Origin of the sequence: Shewanella sp. 10N.261.52.F9 (assembly GCF_041471165.1) — a bacterium.
Taxonomy (GTDB): Bacteria; Pseudomonadota; Gammaproteobacteria; order Enterobacterales; family Shewanellaceae; genus Shewanella; species Shewanella marinintestina.
This window is the reverse complement of record NZ_JBFRNX010000023.1, coordinates 192,837-214,761: the sequence shown is the minus strand read 5'-3', so window position 1 is coordinate 214,761 and position 21,925 is coordinate 192,837. Positions and strand designations below refer to the sequence as shown.

General features: G+C 41.3%; 19 protein-coding genes. 10 read left to right on the top strand and 9 right to left on the bottom strand.

Going from position 1 to position 21,925, the window contains the following annotated elements; translation table 11 throughout:
- Positions 1-203 precede the first annotated feature (203 nt).
- Positions 204-1,886: a 7TM diverse intracellular signaling domain-containing protein gene (locus AB4298_RS15355; RefSeq protein WP_371987404.1), complete on the top strand. Its 1,683-nt coding sequence runs from the start codon at positions 204-206 to the stop codon at positions 1,884-1,886.
- Positions 1,887-1,948: 62 nt separating this feature from the next.
- Here the strand turns inward: AB4298_RS15355 and AB4298_RS15350 are convergent, their stop codons facing one another.
- From AB4298_RS15350 to AB4298_RS15340, 3 genes are all read right to left on the bottom strand, one after another.
- Positions 1,949-2,125 carry a hypothetical protein gene (locus AB4298_RS15350; RefSeq protein ID WP_248998588.1) on the bottom strand — a complete coding sequence of 59 codons (177 nt, stop codon included), beginning with the start codon at positions 2,123-2,125 and terminating at the stop codon, positions 1,949-1,951.
- A 229-nt stretch (positions 2,126-2,354) separates the two neighbouring features.
- Positions 2,355-3,701 carry an RsmB/NOP family class I SAM-dependent RNA methyltransferase gene (locus AB4298_RS15345; RefSeq protein ID WP_371987403.1) on the bottom strand — a complete coding sequence of 449 codons (1,347 nt, stop codon included), beginning with the start codon at positions 3,699-3,701 and terminating at the stop codon, positions 2,355-2,357.
- Positions 3,702-3,979: 278 nt separating this feature from the next.
- Positions 3,980-4,657, bottom strand: coding sequence for a DUF2461 domain-containing protein (locus tag AB4298_RS15340; protein WP_371987401.1), 678 nt, complete (start codon positions 4,655-4,657; stop codon positions 3,980-3,982).
- Between the two features lie 171 nt (positions 4,658-4,828).
- On the opposite strand from AB4298_RS15340, the gene AB4298_RS15335 reads away from it, so the two are divergent.
- Complete coding sequence (locus tag AB4298_RS15335) at positions 4,829-5,281, top strand: YaiI/YqxD family protein (RefSeq protein ID WP_248998585.1); 453 nt, start codon at positions 4,829-4,831, stop codon at positions 5,279-5,281.
- Between the two features lie 85 nt (positions 5,282-5,366).
- Here AB4298_RS15335 and AB4298_RS15330 read toward each other — a convergent pair whose 3' ends face one another.
- Positions 5,367-7,451, bottom strand: coding sequence for a putative Ig domain-containing protein (locus AB4298_RS15330; protein WP_371987400.1), 2,085 nt, complete (start codon positions 7,449-7,451; stop codon positions 5,367-5,369).
- Between the two features lie 470 nt (positions 7,452-7,921).
- Here AB4298_RS15330 and AB4298_RS15325 point away from each other — a divergent pair, with 470 nt between their 5' ends.
- Entirely contained in the window at positions 7,922-8,128 is a 207-nt protein-coding gene (locus tag AB4298_RS15325) for an AbrB/MazE/SpoVT family DNA-binding domain-containing protein (RefSeq protein ID WP_248998583.1), read from the top strand.
- A gap of 111 nt (positions 8,129-8,239) precedes the next feature.
- On the opposite strand, the gene AB4298_RS15320 is transcribed toward AB4298_RS15325, so the two are convergent.
- Positions 8,240-8,548 (bottom strand): putative quinol monooxygenase, encoded by a 309-nt coding sequence (locus AB4298_RS15320; protein ID WP_371987399.1) that lies wholly within the window; start codon positions 8,546-8,548, stop codon positions 8,240-8,242.
- Between the two features lie 382 nt (positions 8,549-8,930).
- Between AB4298_RS15320 and gad the strand changes: the two genes are divergently transcribed.
- The 4 genes from gad (at position 8,931) to AB4298_RS15300 (ending at position 14,470) form a co-directional block, all read left to right on the top strand.
- Positions 8,931-10,325: a glutamate decarboxylase gene (gene gad, locus AB4298_RS15315; RefSeq protein ID WP_371987398.1), complete on the top strand. Its 1,395-nt coding sequence runs from the start codon at positions 8,931-8,933 to the stop codon at positions 10,323-10,325.
- A gap of 54 nt (positions 10,326-10,379) precedes the next feature.
- The gene (locus AB4298_RS15310) at positions 10,380-12,125 is read left to right on the top strand and encodes an aspartate:alanine exchanger family transporter (protein ID WP_371987397.1); all 1,746 of its coding nucleotides are present in this window, start codon (positions 10,380-10,382) and stop codon (positions 12,123-12,125) included.
- Positions 12,126-12,470: 345 nt separating this feature from the next.
- On the top strand, positions 12,471-13,562 hold the full coding sequence (locus tag AB4298_RS15305; protein ID WP_371987396.1) for a PfkB family carbohydrate kinase: 1,092 nt from the start codon (positions 12,471-12,473) through the stop codon (positions 13,560-13,562).
- Entirely contained in the window at positions 13,556-14,470 is a 915-nt protein-coding gene (locus AB4298_RS15300; RefSeq protein ID WP_012156171.1) for a pseudouridine-5'-phosphate glycosidase, read from the top strand. Before AB4298_RS15305 ends, AB4298_RS15300 begins: the two co-directional genes overlap by 7 nt.
- Before the next feature lie 75 nt (positions 14,471-14,545).
- Here the strand turns inward: AB4298_RS15300 and AB4298_RS15295 are convergent, their stop codons facing one another.
- Positions 14,546-16,501 (bottom strand): beta strand repeat-containing protein, encoded by a 1,956-nt coding sequence (locus AB4298_RS15295; protein WP_371987395.1) that lies wholly within the window; start codon positions 16,499-16,501, stop codon positions 14,546-14,548.
- Positions 16,502-17,181: 680 nt separating this feature from the next.
- Here AB4298_RS15295 and gltS point away from each other — a divergent pair.
- From gltS to AB4298_RS15280, 3 genes are all read left to right on the top strand, one after another.
- On the top strand, positions 17,182-18,411 hold the full coding sequence (gltS, locus tag AB4298_RS15290; RefSeq protein WP_248998578.1) for a sodium/glutamate symporter: 1,230 nt from the start codon (positions 17,182-17,184) through the stop codon (positions 18,409-18,411).
- Between the two features lie 194 nt (positions 18,412-18,605).
- Positions 18,606-19,091 (top strand): RNA polymerase sigma factor, encoded by a 486-nt coding sequence (locus AB4298_RS15285; protein ID WP_371987394.1) that lies wholly within the window; start codon positions 18,606-18,608, stop codon positions 19,089-19,091.
- An 8-nt stretch (positions 19,092-19,099) separates the two neighbouring features.
- Complete coding sequence (locus tag AB4298_RS15280) at positions 19,100-19,462, top strand: DUF6768 family protein (protein ID WP_371987393.1); 363 nt, start codon at positions 19,100-19,102, stop codon at positions 19,460-19,462.
- A gap of 94 nt (positions 19,463-19,556) precedes the next feature.
- Here AB4298_RS15280 and AB4298_RS15275 read toward each other — a convergent pair whose 3' ends face one another.
- From AB4298_RS15275 to AB4298_RS15265, 3 genes are all read right to left on the bottom strand, one after another.
- Positions 19,557-20,087, bottom strand: coding sequence for an NUDIX hydrolase (locus AB4298_RS15275; RefSeq protein WP_371987392.1), 531 nt, complete (start codon positions 20,085-20,087; stop codon positions 19,557-19,559).
- A 98-nt stretch (positions 20,088-20,185) separates the two neighbouring features.
- The gene (locus tag AB4298_RS15270) at positions 20,186-20,959 is read right to left on the bottom strand and encodes a tRNA (adenine(22)-N(1))-methyltransferase (RefSeq protein WP_371987391.1); all 774 of its coding nucleotides are present in this window, start codon (positions 20,957-20,959) and stop codon (positions 20,186-20,188) included.
- Positions 20,960-21,100: 141 nt separating this feature from the next.
- The gene (locus AB4298_RS15265; protein ID WP_371987390.1) at positions 21,101-21,793 is read right to left on the bottom strand and encodes a Rossmann-fold NAD(P)-binding domain-containing protein; all 693 of its coding nucleotides are present in this window, start codon (positions 21,791-21,793) and stop codon (positions 21,101-21,103) included.
- Positions 21,794-21,925 lie beyond the last annotated feature (132 nt).

The following is a 21,925-nucleotide window of genomic DNA, read 5'->3' as shown; positions in this document are numbered from 1 at the left end:
TGGCAATAATCTCCACAATAATTCACTAAAGAACATTAATTTTCTAGATCAATGGCATTCAGTCTCTCCATTAAATACCTTAAGAAAACGCTCTATGACTAATTAAATTGCTGCTTATATAGTGATTCTGTACACTTTGATTGGTATTGCCATTAGAACTGCAGTGGTTATACATTCTAATTAACAGGCGGGTTATTCGAGTAATGCCAATAAAAATAATATTACTGCTATTGATGCTGGCGTACAGTGGACTAACAACGGCTGAGCAAAGGGCGATTATAGAGCCAACTTTTATATATAATGCGAGTGCTGAAGAATCAGTGCCGCAACGATTTAATGACGTGATGCCTTGGGTTGAAAGTAAAACTGATCTCGACGGTGTTAAGTTGTCGGGTGGTGATTACTGGATGGTGTCAGCGCTTATGGTCAATAGCCAGCAAAATCGCTGGATTGTAAATGTTAAAAACTCCATTATTGAATCTATCGACTACTGGGTCTTAGGCGATGATGGTTCGAGACAACATATCCATAGTGGTTATTACGCTCCTTATGAGTTTTTGTTTAATTACGGCAGAAGCGTCGAGTTAAATATTGGAGTTAACTATTGGTTAGTTACGCGTATCGATAGCCGTTACTTTTCTTCTCAACCAAAATTACAATTAGAGGAATATCAGCAATATAGGCTCCAATCCGATATTTATGCGATGTTGGTGTTGTTATGTTTAGGCGGCTTGCTCTTTATCGCTATTTACAATGGGCTTATCTATTTGTCTATTAAAGATAAAGCATTTCTCTATTACGCGTTATATGTATTGTGCTATGGAGCTGGGTGGGCGCTGACATTTCATATACCGGCTCATCTATTTGATGTTTATGGCTTAGAAGTACACCATCTGTTTTTTATCTCACTGCCTATTTTCAACATATTATTTTATAAACACTTTTTAAAACTTCCTGAGTTGTCTCCTAAATTGTGGCTCTTAAGTTTAGGCTTGCTATGGCTTTGCATCATTGCGCTACCAAGCAGTATTTTTTTGCTGTCATATACAGCTGTAATAGCGTCAGTGTTGATTATGCTTTGGATTGCTCTAGCAATGGTCTGCGGTAATGTGTGTTTATTGAAAGGCTTTTATCCTGCGCGATACTTTTTATTGGCTTTTACCTGCTTATTGTTACCCGCGGTGATGATTTTACCCGGCAATATGGGACTGACTCCGGACTTTTTCGATAACGCTGAGCTAGCGACACTACTTGGTGGCACGGCTGACGCGCTTTTACTGTCTTTTGCTTTGGCTTATAAAATCCGTTTATTGTCAGATGAGAAAGAGCGTCATATTGAAACACTTGAAGTTGCGAGGAAAAATGCCCGTACAGACAAACTAACGGGCTTACTTAATCGTGTTGCTTTTGATGACAATATGAGTAATGGCTTGCCGTTGGGACCTAATGCATCGACGCAGATGTGTTTAGCATTAGTTGCGTTGGAGGGGTTACCGACATTGACTAAGAGGTTAGGGCATAACGAGGTTGATAATCTCATTTGTGGGGTTGCGGATTCTCTTGAGTTGCTTTGTGAACAAAGCTTTTTGCGTGGAGAAAGTCGTGAGTTTTGCCATAACTACCGTATTGCTGAAAATCATTTTGTGATTGTTTGTGAGGCAGAACGTTTTAGTAAGGTTCAGCAACAGATAAAAGAAATTCAGGTGAGTTATTTGGTTGGTCAATATAGCGAAGTAAGTGTGCATATAGGCTGTAGCGTCAACACTGATGCTCGCGATCTTCGCCAATGGTTGAGACAAGCTGAGCACCAGTTATATAGTAACAAGAGTGATAAACGCCGCGAGTTATATACTCAAGCATTACGTCAATCAGGCTCAATTGAATAACCTAAAGTGGCTTTATTCAATTGAGCTTTAATATGTTTTGGCTAAAGGCCCTTGTATTTTATCTAGCTGGCAGGAAAGTTGAGCACTTTGCTCAACTCTTCCTGATACATACGTTTATGATTGTTTCGCTGCTCGCGTTTGCGATACTTTTGACGTTGATTTTTATCGTTTGCTTTATCGTCAAAATCCAACTCGTTTTCCCATTGGCTCTCTTGGTCAAAATCGTAAGTGTTTCTCATACTATTTTCCTAATTGACAGTGACTAGACTATTTGCGGCAGACTCAGTTCGAGGTGATGATTTTCGATAAGCAGGAGTGTAGAAAATTGAAGTGACGCTTCAGTGACAATCTCGTGACAAGCTAATGAAATCCAATTGGTATTAGTTGTGGTTAGGATTAATTAAGGCGGAGTAATACAAAAAACGCCATTAGGGTGATGGCGTTTTTGTATTATGAAGGTGATGATTACTAACGTTTAATCATCTTGGCAACGAACATACCGTCACTATTGGCATCTTGAGGCCAAATGGTTAGCATCTCGACTTGTGTCCCTTTAAAAGGATGAGTTAATGTGCGCAATTCAAACTCTGGGTTTGCATTTAAAAAGGCATTAACAACCTGCTCATTCTCAACTGGTGATAGTGAGCAGGTGGCATATACCAATTGCCCTTGGGCTTTCACGGCTTTTGCACTGCGAGTTAAGATATCCAGTTGTAAATCATGCTTATCAGTTACTACATTTACGTCATCTAGCCAGCGCATATCGGGGTTACGTCGCCATGTTCCTGTACAACTGCAAGGCGCATCGACTAGAACTCCGTCAAATGTGTTCGCATCTACAGGTAGTGCTTCACTTTTCCACGGCGCAACGTTAATCCCACTAAATCCAGCGCGTTTAGCTCGCTTAGTCAATTCTTCCAGTGGCTTACGACGAATATCTGATGAGATGATGCTGCCATCAGCTTTTGAGTTTTGTCTTAGCATTAATGAGCGTAGTTGCAGGGTTTTTCCGCCAGCACCACTGCAAGTGTCCCACCAATGCTGCTCAGCTTTTGGCGCACAAATTTGGCCAATGACTTGTGAACCTAAATCTTGGATTTCTAGTTCGCCGCGCTGATAAGCGCTAATGGCATTTAAATTGATGCTCTTAAAACCAAGGCTTAATGCATCATCAAAAAATTCGCTAGCAGTTGCTTCAACATCATCTTTTGCAAGCGAGTTAATCAGTTGCTGCTGGCTAAGGGTTTGCGCGCGTGCCCAAATAGGAGGGCGAGAACTCATAGCCTCAACAATTGCAAGTTGCTGAGTGTTGTCAACGTCAGTGACTTGCCAGAACCAATCTGGTAGTAACTGAGTGGTCACTAAGCTCGGCATTTGCAATTGTTGCTGCAGATAAGCACATTTGTCTGTGACGGAGTCTAAGGTGCTCTTTGAAGCTGATAGCTTAAATTGCTCTGATTGATTAGCGAATTCTTGCCAAGCCTCACTAAATTGAGTCCATTTATGTGACTCTAGTTCCGCTACCATCGCTAGACAGGCAAACCAACTCGCATCTTGTTGCTGGCTAGTATGGACCTGTTTAAGCCAGCCCCACCAACGAAAAAGTGCAAACAGACTTTCACGGATCACGCGTCTATCTTTAGAACCGTGTTTTTTATTGGTTCTGAAGTATTCTCCGACAATGCGATCTGCTGGCAGCTTTTCTTGCATCACGCTGGTAAAGAGCTGATGTATAGTGTTGCTGTAGCTTAATGCTCGCTTTTGCGCTGGAGTTTGCGCTTGAAAAGCATCTAGAGGTGATGAAGGTTCTACCATTACTTTGTGCCTGAAGCAGCCACGTTAGGGCTGAAAATAATAACTGGCGCAATTGTAACAGAGATTTAAGCTAAGAGCAGTGTAGCGTACTCGAAAGCCTTAGTTGTGCTGAGATTGACACGGCAATATTGAGCAGAAGAAAACTCAAATACCTTAGGTTAAACCACTAAATCTTTCATGTTTAACGACTGCCCCAAAACTTCGAGTTGCAGCCGCTAAGCTTTAGCCCCGCGATTTGTTGGGGCTTATTTGACTCAATTGTTCAGTTAGCTAATGTATTAATAGTCTAAATCTAACGCAAAACATAAATACCGCATTAGCTGTTGGCATGCGGCAAACTCTTGGGCACAAGTCTCGGCAAAATCTGCTTGGCATATTTGGTCAATAGTTAACGGCTTAATGGCAATAAAGTCTTTTCGTTTTAATTCATCAAGCATGGGGTGCTGTTTATCGTAACCTTTAGGTGGTCGAATAAGTTGACTGCCTTGCATTTCAAACCCTTTAGCGGTTAATTCGCGCAAGGCTTTTTTATAGCCATTGGGGTTTTCATCTATACAGGTTCGAATGGCGTTGAGTGCTTTTGACTCTGGATGCCAAATCCCTGCGCCGATAAAACAGCGGTCATTCGCAATGTGTAGGTAAAGCCCTGGAGCATGTACATCTTTGCCTTGAAAATGCCTAAATTGAATACCGATATTGGTTTTATAAGGCGTTTTATCTTTACTAAAGCGACTATCGCGTTGAGGGCGCATCATGCTGCCACCAACCTTTTTAGCTACGGCTGTTAAGCGAGGTGACATCCCTTGAATATGTGGCTGCATAGCCTCGATAAACAATAATGCTGGTGTACGCACCTTATCTTCATACTGTTGTTGATTGGCTTTAAACCACTCTCTGTCGTTATTAACTGAAAGTAGATTTAAGAAATTAAAACATTCAGGAGTAAATACGCTCATAGGAATAACGACCTAGCTGTAATTTATAGAAGAGGCATCTAGCTAAATCATATCTTAGGCGAGGACATTTTATCTAGTGATTATTAGGTACTATGGCTAAGGTAAATACTCAATAGCTGTTATAATTCTCAGTTGATTTTATATGGCAGCGAGCCAATGTGAGGAGTGGTAATGAAAGTTTGGGTTGATGCTGATGCATGTCCTGGTGTGATCAAAGAGATTTTATTCAGAGTCGCAGATAGAGCTAAAATTGAAGTCACACTGGTGGCTAATCACTGGATGCGTATCCCGCCATCAGCTTATATTAACTTAAAAACCGTGTCTTCGGGCTTTGATGTGGCTGATGACGAAATCGTCAAGCTATTAACCGCTGGCGACTTAGTGATTACGGCTGATATTCCGTTAGCTTCAGAAGTGATAGACAAAGGTGGTGTCGCGCTAAACCCACGCGGTGAGCTATATACTGAGCAAAATATTAAATCGATTTTAAATATGCGTGACTTTATGGACACCATGCGAGCTAGTGGTGTGCAAACTGGTGGGCCTGCAGCAATAGGTGCAAGTGAGAAGCAAGCCTTTGGTAATCAGTTAGACAGATATATTACTAAGCACCATAAGCCTTAGGCAAAGTTGCGGCAAAATAAAAGGAGAACAAATGTTCTCCTTTTTTAATATCCATCTCATTTTTCTAGGCTAATTAGTTACCGAGTTACTCGGTATCAGCTATACCTGTCCACTCGATGTTAGCTTTAATTGGCTCAACAATCGCTGAGTCATCATCTTGGGCTAAATGACCTGTGATGCTGAAAACAGTTTCTACAGGTAGCGCTGTAGGTACAATAAACTGCGCTACACAGTAGTTGAACTCTTCGTTGCCATAGTCAAGTAACTCTGCTGATATGCCGTTTTGCTCCAGACCATTAGCTGTTAGCTGAGGAGCGTAAAATTCACTGACTTCTTCACAAGTAAGGTCTTTACCCTTGTGATCAAAGTACATTTTAACTTTACTGCCTCGCTTGTTCATTTGTAGGCTAATATCAATTAGATTGTATTGACCTACTTCTGCAAGGCTTGGCATTTCTATTGGGAAACTGCGCTCTTCTGCATTGTCATCAGATTCGATGTCTAAACGCTGCTCTGCATCGTCATCATTCTTGAAGAAAGTATAACGTTCGTCATGAATGCTAACGGTTAACGCACCTTCACCAATACCAGCTAACGCTTGTTGCGTGGTCACTTGGTTCGTTTCTAAACCATCGTCGCCATCAAAAGTCGTTTCTAATTTATCACCAGTTACAGTGTAAGTTCCGACTTGTTCTGATGCGTCTTCAGAGCACTCTGTTAGGTTGTTTAGGCTACGTGCATTCATAAACACTTTGCCATCTTCAAACTTGTAGGTTTCACACCAAACGCGGGTAAACTGGTTTACATTATCGGTACCGTCATCGCTACCGTATTCTAGGGCATACCAAGTGTTAGCTTCTAGAGGGTGCAGATCTGGCTCTGGAGTAATATCATTGTTCGCTACACTCACTTTAAGATCGGCTTTAACTGCGGCATTTACACCGTCGTTAGCTGTCACTGAAATAGTGAAATCGCCTGCTAGCTCAGATTTACCTGTTAAGCGTAGGTCGTCTTCTTGTTCAATGTTAAGAGTCACACCTTGCATATCTGTTGTAGCGACTAACTTAAGTGTGTCTTCATCGGTGTCTGTAAATAGGTCATCAAGGTCAATAACTGCATTGATTTCTGAACCTTGAGTGATGTTTAACTCTTTCAGTTCTGCTTCAATTTCTGCTTTTTCTTCGTTATCAATTGTCGGTGCAGTGTTAGGGCTAGTGACTTCTATTTCGATTTCTAGTGGGTACGAACGAGCTCCTTTGCTATCAGTTGCATAAACATGAAGTTCAATTTCACCAGCGTTAATAGGTGTGCCGCTCAGTACGCCAGTTACCTGGTCGAACGCTAGACCTAGTTTAGCCAATGTTTTTCCATCTTCACTTTTAACTGAAATGGTCAATTCATCGCTATCTTTATCGCTAAATGCTGTAAGTAGTTCTATAGGAGTAATGGCTTGTCCTAGAGATACGCTGATCTCTTCAAGCTTATCTTGCTGTTCTTCAGTTAAAGTGGTTTGTGGTCTGTGATTTGGTGTAAAGCCATCATTATCAATTACAGGCGCGTAATCTTCTAAATCATCTTTGTTTTCAACCTTGTCAGCAACATCAGAGACTAAATCATCTAGGATACTATCTGTAACGTTGGTGTTTTCAACTTGGGCATCAACTAAAGTTTCAGCGATAACTTTAATACCTTGAGAAAGCTGATCACCGGCATTTGCATCTTTAATATAGTCGCCGAATAACTGTTCAGGCTTGGCATTTAAAGCTGCAAATTGCTCCGCGACTTCTGCTTTTGCATCTTCAGCGGTAACGTTATTAGCTTGCATTTTTTCAACAACAAGATTAGTCATTGGGTTGATAACGCTAGAATTTGCAGGAGCAGCTAGCTCGAAGTCTTTTGCAACAATACCGCGATCGCTATCAAGTGTGGTACCTGCAACAGCTTTAACGCAAATGGTTTGCTCTTGGTATTTGTTATCAACTTTTGCAATACCTTGCTCATTAGTTAGGCCAACTTTCGTGTCGCACTTTTCGCCCGCATAAATATCTGCATTAACTAAGTAACCATCAATAGCTTTAACTTCAAACGTTTTTACTGAGTCGTCATCACTACTACCACAACCTGCGAGAATAATGCCTATAGAGGCGGCAAGTATGCTTAACTTTTTCATTATTAATCCTTAAGAATGAGTCCGTTGACTCTTAGATATGCCATTCGGTAAATAAAGGGCGACAAGATATTAGCAGGGTCAACAAATTGACAAATTGATGAAATTCACATTTACAATTCATAAAATTCAATAAAAGTAGTGACTTATGTGAACCTTGATGTTTTTACATTAATTTGGTGACAGTTATCACTATCTGCTGAGTATATTCCTGTTGGTACTTCATCTTGCTTAAGTCAGGTTTGTTTTAGTGAAAACTCTTTATCATTTTAAAGAGGGCGGATTTTTAATAGTGAAAGCAATTTTTTGTCGCGACTTGTTAGTGAGCTGATTTTAACTTTTAATTTTGCTTGCAAAGTTACTACTATTTTTAAGTTTTGTTGGTAAACAAAGTTAGTGTTGAGCAACGGCTTGCAGCTAGATATTCAACTATAATCCGAAGAGGACGTTAATCGATTAAGTAGGTAAGCATTATGGCTGAACTTAAAGTAGAAGCGATTGGTGGTGGCCTAGGTTTAAAACTGCCCAGAGAAATAGTTGAACAATTGCATGTTCAAGCAGGTGATAGAGTTAGCCTAGAGAAAATGCCTCATGGTTGCTTTCGCTTGGTGACTATTGAAGATAAGCTTGCTGAGCAGATGACAATGATTGAAGACTTTATGCATGAAGAAGATGCCTAGTTTATCAATCACTATTAGCCAGTTATATCTTCAAGTATTGTCAGCGTGCAGGTTCATCAATTTTAATCTTGCTCTAGATTTAAATTGATGACTTGGACTATGTCGCTTATTTCACTTTGGTAACGACTCTACCCCTATTTGGGTCATTTCATTGACTGTAAATGATCTTACCATTCCTTGTGTCGCCACAACGTAATCCTTTATTGGCTGCGCGCCCATATGGTCTTGCCAGAGTTCTCTAGAGGACCAGTTTTCAAAAAAGATAAAATGTGCTGGGTTTGCATTATCTTGATGCAAATCATACTGGATACATCCCGCTTCAGAGCGAGTAATGTCAATTAGCTTGATTAGTTCTGCTTTTATTTGTTCCACACTGTCTTCATTAGCAATGATGTTAGCGACAATTGTTAGTTTAGCCATGTTTGCTCTCCTAGATTGAGTTGATGCAGCTATATTAAGTTGTGCCTTATTCATAATAAACTGGCTTTTGCTTGATTGATTATCAAAATAAAACTGTTAATCGAGAGGGCAAGGGAATTTGAAAGTGCTTGGTGCTCACTGGCAGCTTATAACGATTGTGGCGCGTTATATGCTAGCTCTCCTGCTTTTATGCTAGTTTTAATAACTGCTGAGTATCTTGTTGTTAATATTTACATCTTTACAATGTTTACCTATTGGTTTTTTATTCTTTTTATTTTGCTTTTTGTCTTGTCGGACCTAAAACAAAGTTATATGTTGAATGTGTCAGCTGTGTATCACCAGCGAGTAGGAAATTCTATTTATTTCATTGGAGTAAAATATAATGCCTCTTCATGCGAAAGATTCTGTGCGAGACGACCTGCTAGATGATATTTACTCATCGACAGATTTAGCGCTATCTATGCCCAAATATAAAATGCCTGAGCAAGAAAATAATCCGCGCCATGCTTACCAAATTGTCCATGACGAGCTCATGATGGACGGCAATTCACGCCAAAACCTTGCTACTTTTTGTCAAACTTGGGTTGAAGAAGAAGTCCATAAATTAATGGACGAATGTATCGACAAGAACATGATTGATAAGGATGAGTATCCCCAGACTGCAGAGCTTGAAGCCCGTTGTGTGCATATGCTTGCAGATCTATGGAACTCTCCTGATGCTGAAAATACCTTAGGTTGCTCTACCACAGGCTCAAGCGAGGCGGCTATGCTTGGCGGTATGGCGCTGAAATGGGCTTGGCGCAAGAAGATGAAAGCACTGGGAAAACCGACGGATAAACCTAACATGGTCTGTGGTCCAGTACAGGTATGTTGGCATAAATTTGCTCGATACTGGGATATTGAGTTACGTGAGATCCCGATGGAAGGGGATCGCTTAATAATGAATGCTGAAGAAGTCATTAAGCGCTGTGATGAAAACACCATTGGTGTGGTACCCACTTTAGGGGTGACATTTACCTGTCAATACGAGCCTGTAAAAGCGGTACATGAAGCACTTGATAAACTTGAGCAAGACACTGGTCTGGATATCCCTATCCATGTTGATGCCGCTAGTGGTGGTTTTTTAGCGCCATTTTGCCAACCAGAACTGGAATGGGACTTTTCATTGCCGCGAGTGAAATCCATTAACGCATCTGGGCATAAATTTGGTTTAAGCCCTCTGGGTGTGGGTTGGGTTATTTGGCGAGATGCTGCTGCGTTAGATGAAGATTTGATTTTCAATGTGAATTATTTAGGCGGCAATATGCCAACATTTGCACTGAACTTTTCTCGTCCAGGTGGCCAAATTGTTGCACAGTACTACAACTTTTTACGCTTAGGTAAAGAGGGCTACAGAAAGATCCATCAAGCCTGCTATGACACTGCGCAGTACCTTTCAAGTGAGATAGAAAAGCTGGGCATGTTCGACATTATTTATGATGGACATGGTGGGATCCCCGCTATGAGCTGGTCATTGAAAGAGGGCGTTGATCCTGGGTTTAACTTATTTGACCTCTCTGATCGCATCCGCTCACGAGGATGGCAAATTGCAGCTTATGCAATGCCACCTAAAAGGGAGGACTTAGTGATAATGCGTATTTTGGTACGCCACGGCTTTAGTCGTGACCAAGCTGATTTATTGGTTGCCGACTTAAAGCACTGTGTCGACTTTTTCGCTGAACATCCGATTTCACATGGTAGTGATTCAAAAGAGTCTTCAGGTTTTAATCACGGTTAATGGGTAAAAGGCCATCTTTATAGGTGGCCTTTTTTTATCAACTTAGTTTGAGACATGATGATGAATATTTCTGAATTTTTTGGTTTTGTATTTGGTTACATTGCTCATAACCCCTTTGTATTTTTGTTTTTAGCCATTGCGATTGGTTACCCGCTTGGAAAGGTATCAATCAAAGGAATATCTTTAGGCTCCACCGCTGGAACGCTAGTGGCTGGTGTGGCTATCGCGTTAACCGCTTTCTCTGTTTATGGTCTTAAGATTGAAGAGCCTGGATTGGTATCTGATATTTTCCTGATGATGTTTATGTATGCAATTGGCATGAAAGTCGGTCCGCAGTTTTTCTCTGGGCTGGCAAGAGGCGGGTTGGATTTTGTCGTTATTGGTTTAATTGTTGTATTTAGTAATTTTCTTATCGTGTATTTTGGCGCGAAATTACTCGACTTAGCACCGGGCTATGCTGCTGGAATTATATCGGGAAGCTACACGGTAACAGCGGTAATGGGCGTTGCACAATCGGCAATATCCTCAGGCGCATTTAAAGCACCTGCAGGCATGACCCTAGATCAAGTTAGCGCAAATATTGCCGCGGGCTATGCCATTAGTTACATCTTATCTAGTGTATTTATTATTTTATTAATTAAGTATTTACCTGCAATGTTTGGCATTGACCCGGTTAAAGCGGGTAAAGACGCTGAGGCAGAGTTTGGCGTGGGTGATGACATTGAAGCACTGCCAAGTACTAATGGTTTTTCAAATATTGGTGTATTGCCTTTAGACATTAGGGCTTACAAAGTCGAGCATCAAGAGCTAGTAGGGCAGAGCATTGAATCACTATTTCAGCGTTTTCCTCATACCGCTATCTTAAAAGTCGTGCGCGGTGATGATGTTTTTGATGCGGCTGACAACCCTAAGTTGCAGTTGGGGGATGTGATTGGTACGCGGGGCGATTATCATGTTTTGATTGACGATGCGGCTTTTGTTGGCGAAGAAGTGGATGAGCCTAGGGCGCGAAATGTCGATATTGAAGTGGCTGATATCCATCTTGGTAAATCGGATTTCAGCGGTAAAAGTATTAATGAAATCAGTGAAAAAGTGGGTTTTGGTGTTTACATTAAAGCCTTATTTCGTCAAGGGCATCAGTTACCTGTGACCGGGCAAGCCGTAGTCGAAGTAGGCGATGTGCTGCGCGTTGCAGGATCTGACTGGTGCGTGCAACAAGTGGCTAAAAAGTTAAATAGCACACCGATTGTGGAAAGCACATTAACCGAAACATTCTATCTGGCACTGTCACTATTGATTGGTTATATATGCGGCCACTTTAGTGTCACTTTAGGCGGTATTCCTTTTGCATTAGGTACGTCGGCAGGCTGTATGCTAACCGGTATTATTTTCTCTTTCTTAAGAACGCGTAACCCAACCTTTGGTGGCCCCATGAGTGAGGGGGCAAGAAGCTTTCTACAAGACATTGGTTTAAGTCTCTTTGTTGCAGTACTTGCTGCCACTGTGGGGCCTAAAATCTTAGCTTCATTCCAAGGCATTGTAGTGATAAAAATAGCGGCGCTAGGGTTAACGGCTGCGCTTGTTCCTCCTTTGTTAGCTTGGATATATGGCTTGTATTTCCGCAAGATGAATCCGGCTATATTGGCGGGTGCATGTGCTGGCGGGCGTAATAGCACCCCAGCAATGAAAGGTGCGCAAGATGTTTGTCAAAGTGACATGCCAGCGGTCGGCTATCCTGTCCCTTATGCACTGACGTCGATGATCGTGCTGGTACTGGGTTACTTAACTATGGTGATTTAACTTAAGCAATCATGACTAATATCGAGTAGTTCTCAATAGTCATGATTGATGGATACCCATGGCCAATATGGTATGGGTATCCGCTTTCCCCTGTATTACCGCTAGAATATTTTACTGACAATCTCTTTCGTTCACTACTATTCAGTCGTGGTGATTTTCTGCTTTATCAGTGCTTTTTATTTGAATGATGAGCGCAATTAAATTCTAGTCTTGCTCACAAATTCTCTCTTTTTAATCAGTTTCTCTTGAATATTTAATCTAATAAGCATACTCTTGCGTCAAGTTTAAACTAAAGTTTGGTATCCAAACAAATGTTTGTTTGGCCGTGTCGACTGGATAATAATAATGACAGAACGCGAACTCGAGATACTATCACTACTTAAACAAGACCCACTGATCCCTCAGCAAAGTATTGCAGATCAGCTAGGCATTAGTCGTTCAGCTGTGGCTGGACATATAATGAATTTGACCCATAAAGGCGTGATTAAAGGTAAAGGTTATATCCTAGCCGAATCTCGCTATGCCATCGTGATCGGTGGTGCCAATATGGATATTCTTGGCCGTCCCCTTAATACCCTACAGGTTGGTGACTCAAACCCTGGTAGTGTTAGCTGTTCTCCAGGTGGTGTTGGTCGAAATATTGCAGAAAATCTCGCCAGACTTGGTTCAGACACTCATCTTATCAGTGCTCTAGGTAAAGACACCTATGGACAAATGATCATGAGCCAGTGCCAACAAGCTGGCATTGATATGAAAGCCTGTATCCACCTTGATGAGTTTGCAACCTCTACCTACTTGTCTGTGCTTGATGGCGATAGCGATATGCATGTTGCTATTAATGATATGGCCATTCTAGATAGACTCAGCGTTGCAGTACTTAGAAGCCATGAAGAAGTATTAAGACGAGCAGATCTGATAGTCGTCGATGCTAACCTTTCAGCTGAATCACTAGAATATATTTTAAGTAACTTCTCAGACAGACCTATTTTTGTCGACACAGTGTCATGTGCTAAAGCGAAAAAAATCGCACCATTCCTAAGTTCAATTCACACTCTAAAGCCAAACTTAAAAGAAGCTGAGCAATTATCAGGGATCAGTATCAGTCATTATGACGAACTGCCTGAGCTTGCTAACTGGTTCCATAAGCAAGGTGTTAAGCGCATTTTCTTGAGCTTGGGAAGTGATGGTGTGTTTTACAGTGATGATGGATCTCAGGCATTAGTACCCGCTATTCCAGTTGCGATGGTAAATGCAAATGGCGCAGGCGATGCTTATCTTGCGGGCTTAGCTCATGGCTGGATCCAAGAATGGAATACCGAAGAATCAAATAAATTTGCTATGGGAGCCGCGGTTGTTGCCTTGTCTCACTTAGCCACAATCAACCCTAATATGTCAGAAATCACCGTTAAGCGTGTTATCAAGGAGTCGTTATGTTAGAGCAGTACCTAGATATTAATCCTGAAGTTGCAGCAGCATTAGCAGCAGGTAAGCCAGTCGTTGCATTGGAATCGACCATTATTTCTCACGGTATGCCTTATCCGCAAAACGTAGAAACGGCGCTTAAAGTAGAACAAATTATTCGTGACAACGGTGCAGTACCAGCAACAATCGCAATCTTAAAAGGTCGCTTAAAAGTGGGTATGACTCACGAAGAGATTGAATATTTAGGTAAAGCAGGTCTTGACGTTATTAAGACTAGCCGCCGTGATATTCCATTTATTGTTGCTAAAGGTGTTGATGGCGCAACGACTGTTGCATCAACCATGATTTTAGCACAAATGGCAGGTATTAAAGTGTTTGCAACGGGCGGTATTGGTGGGGTTCACCGCGGTGCACAGCAAACTTTTGATATTTCAGCTGACTTGCAAGAATTAGCTAATACTGATGTAACAGTCGTTTGTGCGGGCGCTAAATCAATTCTAGATATCGGCTTAACGCTAGAGTACCTAGAAACTCAAGGTGTACCAGTTATCGGTTACCAAACTAGCACACTACCAGCATTCTATACCCGTGAGAGCGAGTTTGGTGTTGATTATCAACTTGATACGCCAGCGCAAATTGCTGCAGCAATGAAAGCTAAGTGGGATATGGATCTAAAAGGCGGCATCGTCGTTGCTAACCCAATCCCTGAAGCGCACCAGTTAGATCGTGCGATGATCGATCAAGTGATTGCTGACGCAGTTGCAGAAATGGACAGCAAAGGCATTTTTGGTAAGGCCTCTACGCCATTCCTATTGGCAAAAGTTGCTGAAACCACTAAAGGCGTGAGCTTAGCGGCAAACATTGAACTTGTGTTCAATAACGCAAAGCTTGCTGCTAACATTGCGGTTGAATACGCAAAGTAAGTTATTGCTTTAATATAAAGTAAAAAAGGGGAGCTAAATAGCTCCCCTTTTTATTTTACTTGCAGTAAAACTAAATTAGTTTTGTACGATGGTTGCCATATTGCCGTAACCACCCGTTTGGGTAATGGTAGCTGTATCGGCTAGACCATTCTGAGTGATAGATGCTGAGTTAAGCGCTACTGCAGTACCAACACCATCTTGGTTAATTGTTGCAGTATTACCATCACCAACTTGTAGTACAGTTGCTTCGTTATATGCACCACCAAGTTGATAAACGAAAGCATCGTTATCAGCGCCAGTTTGGTCGATATCTGCTGCACCAAACTCACCAAATTGCTGCACATTAGCTACGTTTAATGTGTTGCTTTGCATCACATCAGCAGTGTTTTCTAAACCTGATTGAGTCACTGTTGCATCTAACTCAACGCCTGTTTGGTTAACGGTTGCTGATCCACCGATAGTATCTGTTTGGTTTACTAGCGCAGTTAGCACTGAGCCAGATTGATTTACGATAACAGATGACGCATTTACGCCTGATTGGTTAACTGTAATAACTGAATCAGCAGCTTCGTTTTGATATGCCGTTACGTTACCCGCTTCACTTGCATTGACCTGGTTAACAGTCACTGAAGAGTTATCTGATTCACTCTCTTGGTCGATATCAACAATATTGTTGTTTCCATCTTGGGTGACCGTCGCTGTAGCCATATAAGACGTATCTTGATTGATATTAACGTTGTTTAAGTTGCCTACAGAGGTAATTGATGCAGATGCTGGTTCATGAGCACCAAATCCGTATTGACGGATAACAGTCGTATTGCTGTCACCAGTAGCAGAGATAAACGCAGTGCTGTCATCTACATGCTCTTGGTTTACCGAACCCGTGTTACCAGAACCATTTTGGCTAACCGTTATGGTTGAGTCAAATGCATGGTCTTGAAAAACCGTCATTGAGTTATTGCTGCCATTTTGGCTTACGTCTGCATTTGAACGGTCTGCATTACCTGTTTGAGTGGCGGTAATAGAGTTGTTGGTGCCGTTTGTCTGGCTTGCAATAATTGAAGAATTCGAACGGTTGTTTTGCACAGTCGTAATTGTTGAATTATCTGAATTGGTTTGCGATGCAATGACTGAAGCTCTATTTGTAGATTGAGTGACGCTAATGCTTGAATCAAATGAGTTATCAGTCTGGTCAACATCTGCAACGTTACGATTACCACTTTGCATTACTGTTGCTAGCGCATCAGTAGAAACATCTTGGTTAGTTGAAGCAGTGTTATTTGCACCATTTTGAGTAATGGTTGCACCTGCAGGGTTGTGAATACCAAAACCATATTGGCGAATATCAGCGGCGTTAGTATCACCAGTTTGGCTCACTTCTGCATTACTGTCATTAACGTGCAGTTGGTTAACTGTTGCGCCGTTATTGGTTCCATCTTGAGTTACGGTAGCTTCACTTCTGAAGTTGTGGTCTTGTGTTACAGAGGCTGTGTTCGGGCCTAAACCTGATTGCGTAACTGTAACTGTTGAGTCTTCACTATTACCAACCTGGTTGATTGTTGCAGTTTGGTTTGAACCTGATTGTATAGCTGTGGTGGTGTTTCTGTAACCTTGCTGAGTAACCGTCGCTGCTTGGCTTGCACCAGATTGTGTCGCAGCAGCTTTATTGCCATCACCATTTTGATATATTGTAGCTAGTTGACCTGTATCCGATTGTGTAACCGTTGCGTCATTACCAAGCCCCTGCTGCTCTACATCTGCATTATGGCCTGTACCAGACTGATCTGTGCTGGCAATGTTTGAGGTACCGTTTTGAGCAACTGTTGCTATTTGGTCTGCACCTGATTGCAGCACAGTTCCATTGTTGCTGTCGCCAGTTTGAGTTGTATTTGCTAGCTGGTTATCACCAGACTGAGTCGTCGCAGCGACATTAGAGTTGCCATTTTGGTCAATAGTTGCATCGTTAGCTAGTGCTAACGCTGGGTTTAAAGCAATCGCAACAGCGGCAGCAATCGGAAGTAACTTTCTCATTCGTAATATCCTTTTTACATTAAATTTAACGTGCAGGGTTATTGGTCGATCTTCGATGCATTCATACGAATGCTTAGTCATACATACAGCTGGTTAGTGTGAGTAACCAAGCATTGAAATCTTATTTATTAACCTAGCGGTGTGGTTTAAAGCCAAGACACCCTTGCTATTGCAGGATTGTCATTTGTCCACTTTATGGTTAATTGAACGCGAGAAATTATGGAGGGAGAGGTTTTTTATAGCGTCCAGCATTGGTATTAAAGCTAAGACTCTTAGCTACTACTAGTATCTTTTTACCTAGTAGGTTTGGCTATTTTTTAGCTGACACAGCTTGCCATTTATTCTTGTTTATTAATGGTTTACGAGTTTTTCTGTGCTTAAATATTGTTAATCGGCGATAGTTTGTCGCTGCAACTATTGTTTTACGTCTGTGAGGCGTAAAAAATAAACTAGGAATGATTAGGCGACGCTCATGTATAGGCGTGAAAATTCAAAATAAAAGACAATAATAGGGATGATTATTGCTGAGATTACCTCTATGATAGTGTTGCTTTATTGTTAATTAAGTCATTATTTTTATGGGTTAAGTATTGTGATAAATCATCATTTGATACCGGTTAAACTTGATAATAATTTGCCGTCATACTGTCATTATTTTAATTGAGGGATGATCAATAATCATGGAAGTTCAGTTAATAGAAATAGAAGATTTTGTCTCGTTTACCTTAGCTATTATTGCGCTATTTATTGGTAAAAACATCATATCTCGTTATGAATTACTTAGAAAATACAGTATCCCTGAACCAGTTGTTGGCGGATTTGCTTGTGCAGCGATTGTCGGTATTCTTTATTATGCGTTCGATATTCAAATCGAATTCAACTTGGCCGTTCGCGATACCTTGTTACTGTATTTTTTTGCCGGTATTGGTTTAAAGGCTGACTTTGCCACTTTGATTAAAGGCGGCAAACCACTACTTATTCTTATTTTGTTAGCCAGTGTGTTTATTTTTCTACAGAACTTTACCGGTGTTACCATCGCGTCGTTATTTGGACTCGACCCTAAAGCGGGGCTAATGTCTGGCTCTATTTCACTAATAGGTGGTGTTGGCACCGCGATGGCGTGGACGCCGACGTTTGTTGAGGAACTTGGAATTGCTAATGCCAATGAACTGGGGATAGCATCCAATACATTAGGTTTAATTTCTGCTTGTGTAATTGGTGGCCCCATTGCTGCTTATTTGATGAAGCGTCATCAAGTTAAGGCTAACCAAGACGAAGAATTGGATATTGGTACTAGCCATCAGGCCAGTTCATCGCACATTAAAGTCGATTACTTTGGAGTATTACGGGCTTGGTTATGGTTAAACGTCACGCTTATTATCGGTTACTTTATTGATATTGCTCTGCAAGGTGCCGGTTTAAAGTTGCCACTTTTTGTGGCTTGTTTACTCGCAGGTATTATCGTTGGTAATACTGGGCGAGCTGTTCTTAATCGCCGTAAAGTTAAAGATAGAGCTTACTTGGATGATGCTGGTCAAGGCTTGTCGCTTATTCAAGATATTTGCTTAGGTATGTTCTTAACTATGGCATTAATGAGCTTGAAGATATGGGAGCTTGAGGGAAGCTTGCTTTATATTTCGGTCATTATGTTGGTGCAAGTGACGCTTTCAGTGCTGTTTACCATCTTTGTGGTGTTTAGGATGATGGGCAAAGATTATGAAGCTGCAGTTATTTGCTCGGGTTTCGGTGGGGTCACACTGGGATCTACTGCAACTGCGATTGTTAATATGACGGCGGTGACTCAGCAGTATGGTGCAGCCCATAGAGCCTTTATTATTGTGCCGCTAGTCTGTGGCTTCTTTATCGATATTATCAATGCGATGATCATTAACTTATTTGTCTATTTTTAACTTCTCTTTTTAGTACTAACTTTTAAGCTTAATAGGCAATAGTGGTGAGTAGAAGGGAGCATAGGCTCCCTTTTTATTTAGGTGAAAAGAATTAAATAAAATAGTGTGAACCTTTTCAGCTGTAGTATCGTCTTTATTAAAAACAACCTTGGGAGAGCCTTATTAGCATACAACAAGCACAAGTTGAGCTATGGGTGTTGGAGGCGCAATCTGGCGATAGCAAAGCATTTTCTGAACTGTGCCAACACTTTTACCCTAGTGCTATTAGTTTTTCGATCAAACTCTGTGGCGACATTCATCTTGCAGAAGATGCGGTACAAAGTGCTTTGCTGAAGTTATCAAAGACGATAAGCAAGCTGCGAGATCCTGCCGCAATAAATGCTTGGGTATTTAAACTAGTGCGCTGGCAAGTGCTAGATATGCTTAAGCAACAAAATCGCTATCGCTCGATGGAGGGTACTGAGCCACTTTATAGTGAAGATAAGTATCAAGATCATGATTTAGCCATTGCTATTGCCGCGTTGCCAGATATCGAGGGTCAAGTTATTTGTTTATTTTACTTGGCGCAGTTGGATCTCAATGAGGTTGCTGCAGTGCTGGAAATCCCAACGGGTACAGTAAAGTCGAGACTATTTCGCGCAAGAGAGCGCCTAAAACAAGCGTTACAACCATTAGATTAGGAGCCGCTATGGATATTGATAACAAAATTCGTCAGCAATTAACTAAAGAGTCAGATACGATTAATCAAAAAATCAAACATGATCCTAGCCTATTCGCAATGTTAGGCGATGCCTATAAGGGGCGGTTAGGAACTTGGTTAGTATTAATGAGTATTATTGCCATATTTTTGAGCCTTTTGATGCTGTGGTCTGGCTACCAGTTCTTTTTTGTGGCTGAAAATCCTGCAGTACTCATTAAGTGGGGGGTGACATTACTGCTGGCCAGTATGATGCAAATTGCGATCAAGATGTGGATCTATAACGAGATGAACCGAAATTCGACTGCGCGGGAAATAAAGCGATTAGAGTTAGTGATTGCCAAGCTTCAATAGTGATAGATCTTGAGTTGCTGGATAGATTCAATGCATAAGCTATTCGAATTTACGGCAGCTTAAGTGTTTATAAGCTGCCACACAGTAATTGATTTTACAAAAGCTCTGCAACAATTTGCTTTAGTAAGAATGTTTCGCGTTCAATAGATAGCCCTTTTTTAGGACTGTTAGCTATAGTGTGCTCATTATGAGCGATAGCTTGATGGATATTGATCCACACAGGTGTCATACCATTTTGGATTTCATGGGCTTCTAGCCGAGTTTCACCCAGTTCTGCATGAATGTCGCAGACAAAGCAGAATGACTCCATATGCATCACATTGATATTGTCTTTGTACCACGGGCGAAACTCTTCATAGCGGCCAAATTCACTAATAACTTCAATGTTCTGTGCGCCGGTTTCTTCTTCTAGTTCACGAATAAGCCCGCTGCGAATATTTTCGCCTGTATCAATCCCACCGCCAGGAATACTGTAATCATGGTAGCGTTCAGTGTAGAGCATTAAGATCTCTTCACCTTTTAAGATAATCCCGCGAGCAGCTTGGCGATGAAAGCTAGTGCTACGTAATTGCTCGTCATTTAGGTGATTAATATCGCTATGAACGGTAGATTTTAACAGACGCATTAATAACTCTTTTTGGCTGATTTATTCGAAAGAGGGCGAGTATAGCGCTTATTGGTAGTCAATTTTAGTCCAAGGCATTAATCGTTGGCTTGATAGAACTAATTATTGAGTAATGCTTGATAGTCTTTAATAATCCGCTTAAGTATGGTGATTTCCCCTTTGTTTGAGAGGGATTGGCTAATGTTTGAGTTGACTAAACCTTGCTCGATCCGTTGATAGTGATTAAGCAAACTTTGTAGATAGGCTTTATCTATATCACGGCTAAAGTCCCACATTGCGCTGCCAACAAGGCTCACTGGCTCATTTGGCACATCAGTATTTTCAGGCAGCTGCGGAGATTTAATTAGATGGATAATTTCGTAAAAGCGTTTATTTTCCTGAAGCAAATGTTCGCTGAGAAGTCCCATACCTAAGTCCTGCATTGCTTGGCGTACTTTATAGGTGTGGTGCACGGGGCAAATAATAAACTCAAGAGTATGATTAGGATGACGGGCAATGATCTCTGCGACTAAGCTAATCGTCAGATCGCCACCCACTCCAGCGATAATTATCAGTTGTGACTCAGAAATCGGTGCCAGTTGAATCTTACCAACATCAGCGCAGTGTATCTGCCACACGCTATTGTGTTGATTAACATTTTGATTTGAGCTTATTTGTACTGTTGAGCCTGTAACTGGATAAAAACGAGTTAGTTTTTGCTCTATTTCGTGCATGAGTTCTGGCACAACATCAACAAAGTGGATAGCCTTGGCAGCATTACGTTTAAGCAAGGCTGCGCCCAATAGCCCATGATCACAACAACAATCCCAAATATGCTCATATTGGTCGTGAATCATGTTGTTAATGTACTTTAGGCGCTGGCTAATCTTCAAGGTTGTACTCAATCATGGGTAAAGTAGGCGGCTATTTTACGTGATGCTATAGGTGCCGAGTCAATAGCGATTCATGCAATAGTTAGCCTGTATTGAATGAGTCGTTAAGGGTTAATAATGACAATTACTGAAAAGTTATAGTTAAGACGTTAGCATCTCAGCATTTGATACTACAATGACGCGTTGGATTGAGGCATTGTCAGGATCTTGAGCACTAATGGCATAAGCTAGTATTGAGGCTGCAACTTGCTCAGCTTCAATTGGGCGATATTTATGTAATGGCCCAATAAAAAGTGGCGAGATAAGACTAAACAACCCTTTCCCCGCATCTTCTAATATGCGATTTTCCCCGCGCTTACCTAGCAATAAACTGGGTTGAAACAGCCATAGTCGCTTGGGTGATGATGCTTGCTGACTCTTGGCTAACAAGTCGATTAGTTCATTCTGAGCTTCGCCTTTAACACGATTATAAAAGGCTTTTGACTGACTATTGGCGCCTAATGCGGTGATCACAAAATTAGCGTTTGCTTGGCATCTTGTTATAAATTCAATGCAGGCTGTTTTATCTACAGCAATAAAGGCTTGCTGGCTACCAGCTTGTTTGATGGTTGTGCCGAGGCAACAAAAAGCATGATCTATGTTAAATGGCAGCGCTAGCGTTGGTAGTTGACTTAACTGGCATTGTATAAAAGTGACTTTTGTTGCTGCAGTTTCCTGATACTGCGGCAGTTTTCTACCAACGAGTAAAATGTGTTCGTAGCAGCCACTGTCGATAAGTTTTTGCAGTAATAGCTGGCCAATGAGTCCTGTAGCGCCGATAAGTGCCGCGTTCATAGTGTTCTCTAATTAATGCCTTTTAGTAGCTTAAGTGTAGAGAGCTAAAAGTGGGAAGCAAATACTTTTATATTGTTATTGTGACTATAAGTTGTCGATTTTAGTCAAAGCTCACTAACAAAAAGGCCTGAA

What these genes read in the sequence shown, in the direction of transcription:
- AB4298_RS15355 (WP_371987404.1), top strand. Translation starts at nt 204, where the DNA reads ATGCCAATAAAAATAATATTACTGCTATTGATGCTGGCGTACAGTGGA.
- AB4298_RS15350 (WP_248998588.1), bottom strand. Translation starts at nt 2,125, where the DNA reads ATGAGAAACACTTACGATTTTGACCAAGAGAGCCAATGGGAAAACGAG.
- AB4298_RS15345 (WP_371987403.1), bottom strand. Translation starts at nt 3,701, where the DNA reads ATGGTAGAACCTTCATCACCTCTAGATGCTTTTCAAGCGCAAACTCCA.
- AB4298_RS15340 (WP_371987401.1), bottom strand. Translation starts at nt 4,657, where the DNA reads ATGAGCGTATTTACTCCTGAATGTTTTAATTTCTTAAATCTACTTTCA.
- AB4298_RS15335 (WP_248998585.1), top strand. Translation starts at nt 4,829, where the DNA reads ATGAAAGTTTGGGTTGATGCTGATGCATGTCCTGGTGTGATCAAAGAG.
- AB4298_RS15330 (WP_371987400.1), bottom strand. Translation starts at nt 7,451, where the DNA reads ATGAAAAAGTTAAGCATACTTGCCGCCTCTATAGGCATTATTCTCGCA.
- AB4298_RS15325 (WP_248998583.1), top strand. Translation starts at nt 7,922, where the DNA reads ATGGCTGAACTTAAAGTAGAAGCGATTGGTGGTGGCCTAGGTTTAAAA.
- AB4298_RS15320 (WP_371987399.1), bottom strand. Translation starts at nt 8,548, where the DNA reads ATGGCTAAACTAACAATTGTCGCTAACATCATTGCTAATGAAGACAGT.
- gad (WP_371987398.1), top strand. Translation starts at nt 8,931, where the DNA reads ATGCCTCTTCATGCGAAAGATTCTGTGCGAGACGACCTGCTAGATGAT.
- AB4298_RS15310 (WP_371987397.1), top strand. Translation starts at nt 10,380, where the DNA reads ATGATGATGAATATTTCTGAATTTTTTGGTTTTGTATTTGGTTACATT.
- AB4298_RS15305 (WP_371987396.1), top strand. Translation starts at nt 12,471, where the DNA reads ATGACAGAACGCGAACTCGAGATACTATCACTACTTAAACAAGACCCA.
- AB4298_RS15300 (WP_012156171.1), top strand. Translation starts at nt 13,556, where the DNA reads ATGTTAGAGCAGTACCTAGATATTAATCCTGAAGTTGCAGCAGCATTA.
- AB4298_RS15295 (WP_371987395.1), bottom strand. Translation starts at nt 16,501, where the DNA reads ATGAGAAAGTTACTTCCGATTGCTGCCGCTGTTGCGATTGCTTTAAAC.
- gltS (WP_248998578.1), top strand. Translation starts at nt 17,182, where the DNA reads ATGGAAGTTCAGTTAATAGAAATAGAAGATTTTGTCTCGTTTACCTTA.
- AB4298_RS15280 (WP_371987393.1), top strand. Translation starts at nt 19,100, where the DNA reads ATGGATATTGATAACAAAATTCGTCAGCAATTAACTAAAGAGTCAGAT.
- AB4298_RS15275 (WP_371987392.1), bottom strand. Translation starts at nt 20,087, where the DNA reads ATGCGTCTGTTAAAATCTACCGTTCATAGCGATATTAATCACCTAAAT.
- AB4298_RS15265 (WP_371987390.1), bottom strand. Translation starts at nt 21,793, where the DNA reads ATGAACGCGGCACTTATCGGCGCTACAGGACTCATTGGCCAGCTATTA.